The sequence below is a fragment of the Acidimicrobiales bacterium genome (genome assembly GCA_041394265.1).
Lineage (GTDB): Bacteria > Actinomycetota > Acidimicrobiia > Acidimicrobiales > SZUA-35 > JBBQUN01.
The window spans coordinates 1,415,442-1,429,972 of the sequence record JAWKIO010000005.1 but is presented as its reverse complement, the minus strand read 5'-3'; the positions used below and the strand labels follow the sequence as shown (position 1 = coordinate 1,429,972).

Sequence of the window (14,531 nt, the reverse complement as noted above, 5' to 3'; positions counted from 1 at the left end):
GGGCAAGAGCCGGCGCGGTTGCGGCGCACTACGCTCCGAACCTCGGTGCTCGACGGCAACTGGTCCACAGAGACGCCGATGATCTCGACATGACCGCTCGACAGCCAACGCTCATCGGCCTTCCCTACGACGGTTCGTCGTCGTACCTCCGCGGACCGGCGCGAGCTCCCGCCGCCGTGCGCCGAGTCCTCCACTCCGGTGCCGGCAACTGGTTCACCGAACACGGGGTCGATCTGCACCCGTCGCTCGAACGGTGGATCGACGGCGGCGACCTCGATATCGACGACGACCCGGCAACGGCTCGATCGCAGATCCGTGCGCACGCAGCCGGTCTTGCCGAAGCGGGCAAGCCGATCATCGCTCTTGGCGGTGATCACTTCGTGACGCTCCCGCTGGTCGAAGCACTCTCGCCGCGTGTCGGGCATCTCACCATCGTGCACATCGACGCCCACCCTGACTTCTATGACGAGCTCGACGGTGAGCGGCTCAGCCACGCCTGCCCCTTCGCTCGCATCATGGAAGCTGGCCTCGCTGACCGACTTCTGCAGTTCGGCGTCCGGACGATGACGGCCCACCAGGCGGACCAAGTCGAGCGATTCGGGGTCGAGGTGTTCACGGCGGCGGACTGGGACGGTCGTGTTCCCCCGCTCGACGGTGACGTCTACCTCACCATCGACGTCGACGGCCTCGATCCCGCCTACGCACCGGGCGTCTCACACCACGAGCCCGGCGGTCTGACCACGCGCCAGGTCATCGACCTCATCAATCAGGTGGGCGCGCAGCCCGACGTGATTGTCGTCGGGGCCGACATCGTCGAGATCAACCCCGATCGAGACATCAACGACATGACCGCGGCCGTGGGGGCCAAGCTACTCAAGGAGCTCCTGGGTGTGATGATCACACAACCCTGAGCTGGAGATTGTGCAGGCGACGGGCGAGGTGGCACTGTGGCTCCACACACCGGCACGTGGGATGGGGCCCCGGCCGTCGACGATCCGAGAGGTGACACCCATGGCATGGGACTTCCAGACCGAACCCGAGTTCCAGGCGAAGCTGGACTGGGTCGACGATTTCTGCCGACGTGAGCTCGAGCCGCTGCACTATGTCTTTCCGCACGCCGTACGCTCGAAGCATCCCAAGGTGAAGGCGCTCGTCGCCGACCTCCAGCAGCAAGTGAAGGATCAGGGTCTGTGGGCGTTGTTCCTCGATGAGGATCTGGGAGGGCCGGGGTTCGGTCAGCTCAAGCTGGGTCTCATCAACGAGATCCTCGGCAAGTATCCGGCAGCGCCGCAGATGTTCGGCGCCGCAGCGCCCGATACCGGCAACATGGAAATGCTTGCGGCCTACGGCACCGAGGAGCAGAAGAAGCGCTGGCTCGAGCCGTTGTTGAACCAGGAGATGTTCTCGGCGTACTCGATGACCGAGCCCCAGGGCGGTTCCGACCCCAACCTGTTCAAGACCCACGCGGTGCGCGATGGCGACGAGTGGGTCATCAACGGTGAGAAGTGGTTCACCTCGGCCGGTCGGGTCGCCGACATCCTGTTCGTGATGTGCACCAACGGCATGTACGTGGTGCCGCGTGAGACGCCGGGCGTGACGATCATGCCGGAGCCGCGCAACCACAATCACATCATCTATGAAGACGTCCGCGTTCCCGCCGACCATCTGCTCGGCCCCGAGGACGGCGCCAAGGTGTTGGCCCAGCGGCGTCTCGGTGGCGGCCGCATTCATCACGCCATGCGCACGATCGCCAAGTGCAACCTGGCCTTCGACATGATGTGTGAACGAGCGCTGAGCCGCGAGTCGCACGGCAAGACCATCGCCGAACACCAGATGGTGCAGGAGAAGATCGCCGAGTCCTACGCCCAGATCCGTATGTTGCGGCTGCTCGTGCTCGAGTGCGCGTGGAAGATCGACAACACCTCCACCCAGGAGGCTCGCACCGACATCGCGGTGGTGAAGTTCACGATGTCCAAGGTGCTGCGAGAGGTGTCCTTCAACGCCCTGCAGATCCACGGCTCGTTGGGCACCACCGATCTGACGCCGTTGCAGGAGATGTACGCGTCGGCGCCAACGATGGGGCTGGCCGACGGTGCCGACGAGGTCCACAAGTCAACGGTTGCTCGTCGGGTGCTCAAGGGCTATCGCCCGCACGAGGGGTACTGGCCCCGCGAGTACATCCCCCACAAGAAGGAAGCGGCGTGGGAGGCCTACGAGCCGAGGTTCGAAGCCGACCCCGAGCTGCGCGAGGTGGCGGAGGGCTACCGCAAGTACTTCGCCAACCGTCGCTGAGCGCAGTCACGCCAAGCCGGTGTTGCACGGCGAGGTAGTGTGCGGCATGGCCGGCCGGATCGATACCCACCACCATGTCGTCCCACCTGAGTACGCGAAGTGGCTGCGCACGAAGGGCCAACTCGCCGGTGGCCTCCCGATCCCCGAGTGGTCACCGACCTCCGCACTCGAACTGATGGACCGGCATCGCATCGACACTGCGGTGCTCTCGGTCTCGACGCCTGGCACCCATCTCGGCGACGGGAGCGATGCGGCGGCCATGGCCCGGCTCGTCAATGACTACGCGAGCGCCGTCGTCAGTGATCTCCCGGGGCGGTTCGGGTTCTTTGCCACACTCCCACTCCCCGATGTGGATGCAGCCCTCGTCGAACTGGCTCGAGCGCTCGACGAACTCCACGCCGACGGCGTCGTGCTGCTTGCCAACCATCGAGGTGTCTACCTCGGCGACCCCGTCTTCGATCCGGTGTTCGACGAACTCCAGCGCCGCAAGGCCGTCGTCTTCATCCACCCGTCAACACTTCCCGGACTGGCTCCCGTCGACGGCATCCCGCCGTTCGTCGCCGACTTCCTTCTCGACACCACGAGAGCTGCGGTCAATCTGTGCCGGTCCGGCACGATCGAGCGCTGCCCTGACGTGCCCATGATCTTGTCCCACGCGGGCGGCTTCGTTCCCTACGCGGCCATGCGGTTGTCGAGCGCGGCCTCACCCACCGGGAATGCAGTGGACGGACTCGAGCTGCTCAGTCGCTTCTACTTCGACACCGCGTTGTCCGGCAGCCCGTACGCGCTCCCCAGCCTGCTGTCGTTCGCCCGACCCGGCCACGTGTTGTTCGGAACGGACTGGCCCTACGCACCCGACGCCGCCGTCGCCGCCTTCACTGGTCTCTACGAGAAGTACCTCCTCGATGAAGACCAGCGAGCTTCCATCGACCGCAATGCAGCTGCGTCCCTCCTGCCGAGGGCTCGCGGGTAGGACGCCGCCCGGAGGTGTCGTCGCCGGCGGTCAGGTGTGAAGCGCAAGTTTGTCGAACGCCTTGTCGACTTGTCGTGCGTCACCGGCCACGGCAAAGCCGGCCAGTACGAGGTCCGGCGTCTTGACGGCGGCGACAGCTGCTCGGTTGTCGTCGTCGTTCATGGTGCTGAACATGTCGTCGGTGTAGACGCTCACGAGGAGACCTCTGTCGAGTGCTCGTTGGAAGCTCCGGCGGAGTGCCGACGAATCGCCGGTGAACACTCTGACCGGGTGAGCGAGCATGGGCGGATACGAGCAACCGTCGCCATCGGCGTAGGCATCGCCGGTCAGTGACGGATCGGCCGTCCCGAAACCGCTCGGTAGGAAGGCAGCGACGTTGAGTTTCTGCCAGACCTCGAGATCAGAGCGAACGGCAAGTGCGATCTTGACCCGGGTGCTCACAGCGAGTGCCCGGTTGACGGGTTTGGAGGAGGTCATCCCTCGATTCTCGCTGAACCCTGGATCGGCGGCTTGTACGTTGTTGATGTGGAAGAAACGCTGCCACCGCAGTGCCGGGTCGTGGCCTGGCGGCCGGAGGTCCCAGGAGTTTCCGAGGTCTTCCACGCCCGGATCTTCGACTACGGCTATCCGACCCACGCCCACGACACCTGGACGGTGCTCATCGTCGACAGCGGGGCCATCAGCTACGAGCTCGACCGGCGACCCTGTGGAGCTGAGGTGGCGACGGTTGCGATCCTGCCGCCGGGGGTCACCCACAACGGCAAGCCGGCACCGGGCGCTCCCGGTTTCACGAAGCGGGTCTTGTACCTCGACGAGAGCTTCTTGCCCATCGATCTCGTCGGGGCGGCGGTCGATCAGACCAACATTGCCGATCGGGCCCTTCGTCGCGCTCTCGTCGAGTTTCACGAGCAACTGCTGGCCGGCGCCGACCACATCCAAGCCGAGTCCTCGCTGGCGATGATCGCCGATCGCATCACGCGACACCTCGAGCGCAACACCCTCGATCCAGATGTCCGAGATGCCGGCGTCGCACAGCGGCTACGTCTGCTCCTCGACGACTCGCAATCGAATCCGATCACCCTTGCCCAGGCCGCTGCGCAGCTGGACCGGAGCAAGCCCCACTTGGTTCGCAGCTTCAGAGCGGCGTACGGGGTAACGCCTCACGCCTACCTGATCGGAAAGCGGGTCGAGGCCGGCCGAAAGCTCCTACTGGACGGAATGCCGCCCGCCGAAGTGGCACACGCAGTCGGCTTCTACGACCAAGCCCACTTCTCGAAGCACTTCAAGCGGCACACATCGATCCCCCCTGGGGCCTACGCCCACAGTCACCCTGCGAACCTCCCCGCCGCGGGTGCCCGATGGACGGGCGTGTCATCGGGCGGTAGCTGAGTGTTGCCGAGGATCATGTCGGCTGCCCGTTCGGCGATCATCATCACGGGGGCGTAGATGTTGCCGTTCGTGATGACCGGCATCACCGAGGCGTCGACCACACGCAGGCCCTCGACGCCGTGCATCCGCATCGTGGTGGGGTCGACCACGGCGAGGTCGTCGACCCCCATCTTCGCGGTGCATGACGGGTGCAGGGCGGTTTCGGCGTCACGAGCGATCCATTCGAGAATCTCGTCGTCGGTCTCGATCTCGGGTCCGGGTGAGATCTCACCGCCGTCGAACGGGGCAAACGCAGGCTGGCTCAGAATCAGCCGAGCGGTGCGCACGGCCTCGATCCACTCCCGGCGGTCGTCATCGGTCGAGAGGTAGTTGAACCGGATGGCCGGGTGCACGGTCGGGTCGGTCGAGGTGATCTTCACGCTGCCGCGGACGTCGCTGTACATCGGCCCGATGTGGACCTGATAGCCGTGGCCGTTGGTCGGAGCCGAGCCGTCATAGCGGATGGCAATCGGAAGGAAGTGGAACATGAGGTTCGGGTACTCGACGTGATCATTGCTGCGTACGAACGCTCCCGCCTCGAAGTGATTGGTGGCGGCCGGGCCCCGGCGAGCGAGCCATTGCAGACCGATCAGCGGCATCTTCCACTTGGCGAGATGCGGTTGCAGCGACACCGGCTGGGTGCAGGCGTGCTGGATGTAGACCTCGAGATGGTCTTGCAGGTTCTCGCCCACGCCGGGAACGGCAGCCACGGTGTCGATCCCGAGCCCTTGCAGGTGATCGGGATCACCGATACCTGAGAGTTGGAGCAGCTGGGGTGTGTTGAACGCTCCGCCGCAGCTGATGATCTCGTCGGCGTCGACGACGTGTGTGCGCCCGTTCCGGCGGTACTCGACACCGACGGCGCGGGTACCGGAGAACAGGATCCGGTTGGCCTGGGCCCGAGTGACCAGCGTGAGGTTGGGGCGATCGAGGATGGGATGGAGGTAGGCCCGTGCGGCGCTGAGCCGCCGGCCCCGCACCACGTTCTTGTCGAAGACGGCAAAGCCTTCTTGCTGTCGGCCGTTCACGTCGCTCGTGCGATGAAAGCCGGCCTGTGGGCCGGCGTCGAGCCAGGCATCGAAGAGCGGGTTGTCGGCCGGCCCGGTCTCCAGCCGTAGCGGTCCGTGGTCGCCACGCCATTCGTCACCGCCGACGAGACGGTGTTCCATCCGTTTGAAGTACGGCAGGCAATGGGCGTAGTCCCAGTGCTCCATGCCATCGGCGGTCGCCCACTTGTCGTAGTCCATTGGGTTGCCCCGCTGGAAGATCATGCCGTTGATGCTGCTGGAGCCGCCGAGCACCTTGCCCCTGGCGTGGTACACCCGGCGGCCTCCCATGTGCGGCTCGGGTTCGCTCTCGTACTTCCAGTCGTAGAACCGGTTCCCGATTGGGTAGGTGAGCGCTGCGGGAATGTGGATGAAGACGTCCCAGCGCCAGTCCATGCGACCGGCCTCGAGAACGAGCACTCGATGCTCGGGGTCGGCGCTGAGCCGGTTGGCCAGGGCACAGCCGGCAGATCCGCCGCCCACGATCACGAAGTCGTAGCGAGTCGTACCGGTGGTCACGCCAGTCGTTCCGTGTCCGGCGGGGCCGAGGCGGCAAGAGGACGAGGCATCGGATGAGCCTAGTGAACCGCTGCCCAGGCTTCTGGCGTGGGTCGGTCCGAGTCCGTCGAGCCTGTGCGCGCCAGGGCTAAAGGACGCCGACGTCTCGGGCCGCCTGTACTGCGGCCTTGCGGTCGCCGACGCCGAGCTTGCGATAGATCGCTGCGCAGTGGGTCTTGACCGTGTTGGGAGACACGAAGAGCTCGGACGCGATTTCGCGCTGGGTGTGCTTGGTAGGCAGGTAGCGAAGCACGGCGATCTCCCGTTCGGTGAGAGGCTCGACCAGCGTGGGAGGCGTTGCTCGCTGCTGCCGGTTCTCCGATCGAGAACTGCCGGTCAGACGGTGACGGGATTCGATCCGTGCCACGTATCGGCCGACGATGCCGGGGTCGGCGCAGCGATCGACGACGGTTCGGGCCTCGCTCACCAGTGCGGTCCCCATCGGTTCGCCGAGATCGAGCAGAGTGTCGCCGCACAGGGCGAGGGTGTACGCCAGGGCGAGATCGCCGGGAATCTGTCGAGCCAGCTCGACCGCCTTCATCGCATCGGCTCGAGCCGCCGAGGGGTCGCTGGCACCTCGAGCCCGGAGGGCGTAGGCCGGAGCGATCCGATAGTAGGAGCGCATCGCCAACTCGTCGGCGGTGTCGAGTGCTCGTTCGGCGCCGGAAGTGTCGCCCGTGTCGTCGAAGTCGTTGATGGCCTGGTAGACGCAGCTCAGGACGTGGGTAGCTCGGAGGTCGTCAGCCGCCGACTTCCGAACCGCGATCTCGAGCACGTTCCGCGCGTCGGAGGCCTGCCCCGCCCACATGAAGGCGCCACCGGCGGTCGTGGCGAGCTCCGGTCCGTGGGTCTCCAGCTGGCCGGTGATCGTGACCTCCCGCGCCAGTTCCAGCCCGGCACCGACGTCACCGTGAGCGACGGCCAGGTTCATCCGTAGTGACGCGGTGAGCATGGGATCGAAGCCGGGTGGGGCGAGACGGTGGGTGGTGTCGACCCACTCCTGGGCCCGCACATAGTCGCCGCCGATGTAGTCACACCAGCCCCACGCGAGCGCGCACGCCACGTCGGTGGTTGCCGGTGCGCCGATGCGTTCGAGGAGGCTTCGGAGCGTTCCGATCTGGCCGTAGGAGATCAGCTGCGGCGCGAGTACATACATAAGTCGGGCGGCCGCCGCGTGGTCGCCTGCCGCGAGCAGGTGCCCGCTCGCCCGAAGGTGATCACCGTCGGACTCGAACCAGATTGCAGCTCGCCGGTGGAGTTCTCGAAGGTGCTCGGGTTCGAAGACCTGCTCGGCTTCGAGCCGTAGCAGATCGCGCAACAGGTGGTGGTAGCGGTACCAGGAACCGGTCCGGTCGAGCCCGATGAGGAGCTGGTTGGCCTTCGCCGTTTCGACCAGCCAGTGTGCGCCACCCGTGCCGCCGGTGACGGCGTCGACGATCGAACCGTTGAACTGTTCGAGGATGGAGGTCTCCAGCAGGCGTCGTCGCTGTTCGTCGCTCTCCCCGGCAAGGAACTCATCGGTCATGTAGTCGACGACGAGTTGATCGTCGCCTCTGAACGCCTCGATGAACCGATCGGGGTCGGAGAAGCGATGCAGTGAGAGCCCCGCAAGCACCAGACCGGCTGCCCATCCTTCGGTTCGCCCACACAACTGCTCGACGACTCGCTGGTCGAGGTGATGCCCGTCGCGGCCGAGAAGTCCTGAGGCCTCCGACGTTTCGAATCGGAAGTCGTCGCCCCGGATTTCGGTCACCTGGTTTCGAACGCGCAGACGGCCGAGCCGGAACGGCGGATCGACCCGGGTCGACACGACGATCGTGACGGCCGGAGGGCAGAGTTCGATCAGGCGCTCCATGCCGCGATGCACCGCTGCATTGTCGATCAGGTGGTAGTCGTCGATCACGAGAATCAATGGCTCGGCGAGGTTGGCAAACTCGTTGATCATCGCCGGGACGAGCGACTCCTCGTTGACGTCCGAACTACCGACGAGCGGTCGAAGTGCACTCGCTACGAACGGATGGGCTTCCCCGATGGCGGCAACGAGGTACGACCAGAAGCGAACCGGGTCGGCGTCGGTGTCTTCGACCTGCAGCCAGGCGGAGGGTTCGGGACGGCCGGCCAGCCACGAGGCCAGCAACGTCGACTTGCCGGAGCCGGCCGGAGCGCTTGCAAGCACCAACCGGACGTGACCAGCGAGGCCGGCATCGAGTCGGTCGGTGAGCCGAGGTCGTTCGACCAGGCGGTCGGGCAGCGTCGGCAGGGCCAACTTCGTCGCCGCCAGTCCGCTGTCCCAGTTCCCGGTCATGGCGTCGACCCTACGTCGTCGGCGGATCGTCGAGCCCGCCGGTGACCGAACTCACCCGGGTGAGATGCCGGACCGGACGAGGTCGCCTGGTACTGGTCGCCTTCACCATGGGGACATGTCCGAGCCCACCCCGTACGAAATCCTGCTGCGAGGCCGTCCGAGCCGGCGACTCCTGCGGCCGCTCCTCGACGACTTCACGGTCGACGCCTCGGCCGAGACCGTGACCCGTCTCGTGGGTGACGTCGGCGACCCAGCACACCTCCACGGGATTGTCGCCCACCTCACCTCTGTCAACCTCGAGATCATCTCGATCGCCCCCGTCTCCTCGCCGCACGTCGACACCACCAGCAAAGGAACGTCATGACCACCATCCACGAACCACTCACCGCATCACGCCCAACTCGGCTGTCTGCCGACGCCCAGATGTCGGCCATCACCCAGGACCGCTACGGGTCGGCCGATGTGCTGTCGCTCGACGTCATCGCTCGACCCACACCCAAGTCCAACGAGGTGCTCATCGAAGTGGTGGCGGCCGGCATCGACCGCGGCACGTGTCACCTCATGACCGGCACGCCCTACCTGATCAGGATCGCCGGCTACGGGTTGACCAAGCCGAAGGACCGCGTCCCCGGGCTCGACCTCGCCGGTCGAGTCGTCGCCGTCGGACCCGACGTCACCCGATTTGCGCCGGGCGACGAGGTCTTCGGTGTCGGCAAGGGCTCGCTCGCCGAGTTCACCGTCGCCGATGAGGACAAGCTCGCCCTGAAGCCTGCCGGCGTGCCCTTCGAGCAGAGCGCCGTTGCGGCGGTGTCCGGTATCACCGCCCTCCAGGCGTTGACCGATGTCGGCCGTGCCCAGCCCGGACAACGCGTGCTGATCATCGGGGCGTCCGGGGGCGTCGGCAGCTTCGCCGTCCAGTTGGCCAAGGCCCTCGGCACGGAGGTGGCCGCCGTCGCCGGCCGGCGCAATCTGGACTTCCTGCGCACACTCGGTGCCGATCACGTCGTCGACTACTCGGCGCAGGACTTCACCGAGACCGACGAGCGCTACGACCTCATCATCGACATCGGCGGGCGCAACAGCGTTCGACGCCTCCGCAGCGTCCTGACCGCCACCGGCACGCTCGTCATCGTTGGTGGCGAAGGCGGCAACCGCATCACCGGTGGTGTTGGCCGCCAGCTCCGGGCGATGCTGCTCTCGCCATTCATCCAGCAGCGCCTCACGACCTTCATGAGCAATGGCGATGCCGCAGTCCTCGATCGGCTCGCCGGCTACCTGAGCGATGGAACGGTCACGCCAGCCGTCCGAGCGAAGTTCGGCCTCGCCGATGCCCCAACCGCGCTCGAGCACCTCGCTGCCGGCAGGGCGAGCGGCAAGACAGCGATCCTCGTGAGCCAGGAAGGCCTCGACCGTGTCGAGTAGGCAGCCGTCTACAAGTCGGGACACCGACGTGGGTTCGCGGCGCCCCCAGCTGCTCCATGCCTTGCCGTGGTTGTGGCTCGGTCTGTCGGCCACCTGGGCCGCCGTGATCCTCGCTACCGGCCAGCTGGCCTGGCCACTCGCGCGGTGGATCGCCACCACTGTCGGCCCGCTCACCGCACTGAGGTCTCGACTGGGCTGACGCCCTGGAGGCGTTGCGAAGCCGAGTGGCGATTCGACAACGATCACGCAAGTGGCTGAGATCGGGTGATGACCAACAACATTGCGGTACGGACATGACGGCCTCGGCTGCGTCGCTGCGCTCGTCGGAACGAGCCGTTGCCCGGGCGCTCGTCACGCTCGAGCACATGAACAGTGAGAACACCCAGGAGTGGGACCGAACGATCAAGACGTTCAGCCATGCCCGCTACGAACTGCCCGACGGCCGGATCGTCGACGGCGGCGACGATGTCATGGACTACTGGATCGAGGGCCGCACGGCGATCCCTGATCAGCGCAACGAGCTCATCAGCCTGGAGGTCTGCGACGGCGGCCAGGTGCTGTTGTACTTCTGGCTGCGAGGCACGCCGGTCGCCACAGGGAAGCCGTTCGAGACCAAGTTGTGGGCGGTGTTCGACTTCGATGACAACAACTTGATGACCAACGAGCGGGTCTATCGCAAGCGCCCGTCGGCAGCGGTCATCGCCGGTGATGCCGCTTCGGAGACGGTCTCGCCGTGATCGCCGACCTCGGCGGTCTCGTCGCGTTCGTCACCGGCGCAGGCTCGGGCATCGGCCACGCAACGGCGAGGTGTATGGCCGAGCAGGGAGCGACGGTCGTCGCCACGGATCTCCGATCGCGATCGGGTGACACCGAGATCTTGCCGGTCGACGTCACCAATCGAGCGGCCGTGGTTGCCGCCATCGACGCTACGGTCGCCGAACATGGCCGGCTCGACGTCGTCGTGTGCAGCGCCGGTGTCGTGTTCGCCGACGACAACGCCCGGGCGAGCGACGATCGAGCCGACTGGGACCGGTGCATGGCCGTCAATCTCCACGGCACGATCCACACCTGTGAGGCGGCCGTTCCTCACCTGAAGCTGAGTCCGCACGCAGCGATCGTGACGATCGGATCGATCTCAGCGCACGCTGCGAGGGCAACCGCTGGTCCCTATCCGACGAGCAAGGCGGCCGCCCTCCGCTACACCAAGAGTCTGGCGCTCTCGCTCGCACCAGCGATCCGGGTCAACGCAGTGTGTCCAGGTGCCGTGTGGACCGGCATGCAGGAGCGGATCGCAGCGGAGTTCCAGCAGATCCGGGGCTCCGCCGCGCCCGACGACGAGTCGACCTTCTTCGCTCGCTACGAGGCGACCACGCCGCTTCGTCGCCCGCAGACTCCGGAAGACGTCGCCAAAGCGGTGGCCTTCCTCGCCTCGCCTGACGCCGGCAACATCACCGGCCAGTGCCTCCACGTCGATGGTGGCGCCGTGATCCGCGATTGACCAGAGGAGAACCCGTGACCGTGTCGTTGTACGCCATGACCTGTGGGCACCTGACCATTCCCACATCCTTCCTGCTCGCCGGGCGCGACGGCACCACCAGGGTGCCCGTGACCTCGTACCTGGTCGACCACCCTCGGGGTCGGGTCGTCTTCGACACCGGGTGTCACGTCGCAACCCAAACCGACCCGACCGCTCACGTCGGCGAGGTCCTCGCCCGGTTCCACGCGTTCGACTACGGCGCTGGTGAGGACGTCGGTGCCCGGCTGCAGGCATTCGACATCGACCCCGCCTCGGTCACGCACGTGGTCAACTCCCATCTCCACTTCGATCACTGCGGTGGCAACGCCTTGCTCCCCAACGCCACGGTGATCGTCCAGCGACGGGAATGGGAGGCGGCGCAGGAAGGGGGCGAGCGCCGAGGGTACGTCGCAGCCGACTTCGACACCGGCCAGCCCACCTTGCTGCTCGACGGCGACCACGACCTCTTCGGCGACGGCACGGTCGTCGTCTTCCCTACGATCGGTCACACCCCTGGGCATCAATCGCTTCGAGTGCGGACCGAAGGCGGCGAGTACATCCTGTGTGGCGATGCCTGCTACCTCGAGGAGGCGCTGCGAACGATGACGCTGCCGGGCGTGATCGCCGACCCGGACAGTGCCACCCGTACCTTCCAGCTCTTCCGCAGCCTCGAGCGGCAGGGTGCGAAGCTGATGTTCGGTCACGACCTTGCCTTCTCGGCCTCGGTGCCCCAGGCGCCGACCCCGTTGGCGTGAGTGATGGGCAGATGTACCGACGGCCTGACATTATTTGATCAACTGCTCAAAGAGTGTGTCATCATGGCCTCATGAGGTCACCAAAGAGCACGCGAGTAGCACCGACGCCGTCAACCGAGCAGCCCCGATTCCTGTACGACGACTGCTGTCCCCTTTGTCGTGGCTACACCGCCACCTTCACCGGACTCGGATGGGCCGGCCGGCAGGGGTTCTCGACGGTCGACGCCTCGGTGGTGAGTGCACTCGATTTCGACCTGGCTCGTCACAAGATTCCGCTGTACGACCCGGTCACCGGCAACGTGGAGTACGGCCTGGACGGGATTCTCGGCGTGTTCAATGCACGCGTCCCGGTCCTCGCCCCCGTCACTCGAGTGCGACCCGTGCGTCGTTCCCTCGACGCCCTCTACTGGTTCATCACCTACAACCGCCGCCACATCGTCAGCGCGGCCCCGCCCGCTCCCGGCAAGGTCGATTGTGCACCGGACGACAATCCGCTCGCGGTGGCCGCCTATCTCGGCTTTGCGACCGTCGCCGGCGTTGGGCTGGCAGCGATGTCGGGAACCGGAGTTGCCGTCGCCGGTGCCGGAGCGGCAGGCGCTGCGCTCGTTGCCCAGCGGCGGGGCGCCTGGGGGATCGGTGGGCGCCAGGCAGCAGGGCACGTCGGATCGGTCGTCGTGGCGGCTGCGGGCGCCGGAGCGCTCACCGCAGCGGTCGCAGGGTCTGTGGCTGCCGCCAACCTCGCCGCCGTGGGCGTCGGGGCACGCAAGATCTGGCTACGACGCTGGATGCTCGCCGAACGCCACGGTGCGACGGACCACCAGGACGACTGACATCAGGCAGCGCGGAACCAATCCTCGTCAGCGAGATATACCTACTGCCGTTCTCGGTCGAAGCTGTCGTCGATCAGCACGACGTCTCGTCCGGCCCTCGCAAGGAGGCTGGCGGCGATCGATGCTCTGAATCCACTGGCGCAATGTACGAGCAGGCGACCGGGAGGCAGCTCGTCGAGCGAATCCAGCAGTTCGTCGAGCGGCAGATGGACCGAGCCGTCAATGGCGCCGGTGCTGCGTTCGTCGGGTCGACGCACGTCGAGCACGGTGCCGTCGTAGGTGTCCAGGTGGTCGAACGTGGTGACGGGGTAGTTGTTGCGATCGTCCCCCCAGGTATTCGGCCGCCCGGCTGCGGCGCCTCGTGGTCGGTCGATGCCAATCAACGCGAGCTGGCGTTGGGCCTCGGTGATCTCCTCACTCGTCGGAGCCAGCAGGGTCAGACCGATGCCCCACGGAATCAGCCAGCCGAGGTAGGTGAGGAACGAGTCATTCAGCTCGATGTTGATGGTCCCACGAACATGGTCGGCGGCGAACAATCGTCGCCCCCGGAGGTCGACGACCCACTCGCCACGATGCAGACGGCGACCGAGTTCCGCGGCGTCGACCGGTGCCGGTGTCGACAGGTCGATCGGCCAGGCCCCGGCCCGATTGAGTGGGTCCATGTGTGCGTAGTACGCCGGGTGTGCGGTGAGTCCCGAAAGGATCCGATCGACGAAGGTGTCCTCGTCATCAGTGGTGAGTGCGACGTTCACCTCGCGCTCGGTCTGCATCGAGCCGTCAGACTCCGATTCGGACTGCGTCGAGGCGCAGAAGCTACCGAATCCGTGCGTCGGGTGGATCGTGGCGCCATCCGGCAGCAGATCGGCCAGCTGGCGGACCGAGTGATACTGCGACCGCGTGGCCTCCCTCGGATCGATCCCGTCGACCAGGTCAGTTCTTCCGACGGTGCCGTAGAGCAGCGAACCGCCGGTGAAGGCAGCGGGTGGTCGGCCGGCGCCGCGGACGACGTAGCTGAGATGGTGGGGCGTATGGCCGGGTGTGGCGACCACTTCCACCTGGAACGACCCGACATCGAAGCTCGAGCCCCCGATCACCGGCTGATGTTCGAAGGCGAGTCCTTCGGCGTCGGCGTGTACGTGTAGCGCCCCGGTCGCTCGTGCGAGGGCGAGGCCACCAGACACGTAGTCGTTGTGCACGTGGGTCTCGACGATGTGGGTGATCCGCGCGCCGAGCCGTTCGGCGAGGTCAAGGATCCGGTCGATGTCTCGTTGTGGGTCGACGACCAGCGCCACCTTTCCGTCGTGGACGAGGTAGCTGCGGTCACCGAGCGCAGGTGTCTCGATGGTCTCGACATTGAACGATGCGGTGGTGGGTGTTGGCATGGCGCCTGTCCTTCCCCGGTGGAG

Annotated in this window: 14 protein-coding genes; 10 read left to right on the top strand and 4 right to left on the bottom strand. The window is 66.3% G+C overall.

The window, feature by feature from the left end; genetic code table 11:
- The first annotated feature begins 89 nt into the window (after positions 1-89).
- The 3 genes from speB to R2733_06900 all read left to right on the top strand — a co-directional run bounded on the left by speB (position 90) and on the right by R2733_06900 (position 3,265).
- Positions 90-911, top strand: coding sequence for an agmatinase (gene speB, locus R2733_06910; protein MEZ5376232.1), 822 nt, complete (start codon positions 90-92; stop codon positions 909-911).
- Positions 912-1,011: 100 nt separating this feature from the next.
- The gene (locus R2733_06905; GenBank protein ID MEZ5376231.1) at positions 1,012-2,292 is read left to right on the top strand and encodes an acyl-CoA dehydrogenase family protein; all 1,281 of its coding nucleotides are present in this window, start codon (positions 1,012-1,014) and stop codon (positions 2,290-2,292) included.
- A 46-nt stretch (positions 2,293-2,338) separates the two neighbouring features.
- Positions 2,339-3,265 carry an amidohydrolase family protein gene (locus tag R2733_06900; protein ID MEZ5376230.1) on the top strand — a complete coding sequence of 309 codons (927 nt, stop codon included), beginning with the start codon at positions 2,339-2,341 and terminating at the stop codon, positions 3,263-3,265.
- Positions 3,266-3,295: 30 nt separating this feature from the next.
- Here R2733_06900 and R2733_06895 read toward each other — a convergent pair whose 3' ends face one another.
- Positions 3,296-3,742 carry a DUF2000 domain-containing protein gene (locus tag R2733_06895; GenBank protein MEZ5376229.1) on the bottom strand — a complete coding sequence of 149 codons (447 nt, stop codon included), beginning with the start codon at positions 3,740-3,742 and terminating at the stop codon, positions 3,296-3,298.
- Positions 3,743-3,790: 48 nt separating this feature from the next.
- On the opposite strand from R2733_06895, the gene R2733_06890 reads away from it, so the two are divergent.
- Positions 3,791-4,654 (top strand): AraC family transcriptional regulator, encoded by an 864-nt coding sequence (locus R2733_06890; protein ID MEZ5376228.1) that lies wholly within the window; start codon positions 3,791-3,793, stop codon positions 4,652-4,654.
- Here R2733_06890 and betA read toward each other — a convergent pair.
- Both betA and R2733_06880 read right to left on the bottom strand, forming a co-directional pair.
- The gene (betA, locus tag R2733_06885; protein MEZ5376227.1) at positions 4,591-6,258 is read right to left on the bottom strand and encodes a choline dehydrogenase; all 1,668 of its coding nucleotides are present in this window, start codon (positions 6,256-6,258) and stop codon (positions 4,591-4,593) included. The genes R2733_06890 and betA overlap by 64 nt on opposite strands.
- A 127-nt stretch (positions 6,259-6,385) precedes the next feature.
- Positions 6,386-8,602, bottom strand: a complete 2,217-nt coding sequence (locus R2733_06880; GenBank protein ID MEZ5376226.1) for a LuxR C-terminal-related transcriptional regulator — start codon at positions 8,600-8,602, stop codon at positions 6,386-6,388.
- Positions 8,603-8,717: 115 nt separating this feature from the next.
- Between R2733_06880 and R2733_06875 the strand changes: the two genes are divergently transcribed.
- The 6 genes from R2733_06875 (at position 8,718) to R2733_06850 (ending at position 13,125) form a co-directional block, all read left to right on the top strand.
- Positions 8,718-8,966: a hypothetical protein gene (locus tag R2733_06875; GenBank protein MEZ5376225.1), complete on the top strand. Its 249-nt coding sequence runs from the start codon at positions 8,718-8,720 to the stop codon at positions 8,964-8,966.
- Entirely contained in the window at positions 8,963-10,024 is a 1,062-nt protein-coding gene (locus tag R2733_06870) for an NAD(P)-dependent alcohol dehydrogenase (protein MEZ5376224.1), read from the top strand. The genes R2733_06875 and R2733_06870 overlap by 4 nt, the downstream gene beginning before the upstream one ends.
- Positions 10,025-10,317: 293 nt before the next feature.
- Entirely contained in the window at positions 10,318-10,761 is a 444-nt protein-coding gene (locus R2733_06865; protein ID MEZ5376223.1) for a nuclear transport factor 2 family protein, read from the top strand.
- A complete protein-coding gene (locus R2733_06860) occupies positions 10,758-11,522 on the top strand; it encodes an SDR family NAD(P)-dependent oxidoreductase (protein ID MEZ5376222.1) in 765 nt (254 codons plus the stop codon). Before R2733_06865 ends, R2733_06860 begins: the two co-directional genes overlap by 4 nt.
- Positions 11,523-11,536: 14 nt before the next feature.
- Positions 11,537-12,295, top strand: a complete 759-nt coding sequence (locus R2733_06855; GenBank protein ID MEZ5376221.1) for an N-acyl homoserine lactonase family protein — start codon at positions 11,537-11,539, stop codon at positions 12,293-12,295.
- A 71-nt stretch (positions 12,296-12,366) separates the two neighbouring features.
- Complete coding sequence (locus tag R2733_06850; protein ID MEZ5376220.1) at positions 12,367-13,125, top strand: hypothetical protein; 759 nt, start codon at positions 12,367-12,369, stop codon at positions 13,123-13,125.
- Between the two features lie 41 nt (positions 13,126-13,166).
- On the opposite strand, the gene R2733_06845 is transcribed toward R2733_06850, so the two are convergent.
- Positions 13,167-14,507, bottom strand: coding sequence for an MBL fold metallo-hydrolase (locus tag R2733_06845; GenBank protein ID MEZ5376219.1), 1,341 nt, complete (start codon positions 14,505-14,507; stop codon positions 13,167-13,169).
- Positions 14,508-14,531 lie beyond the last annotated feature (24 nt).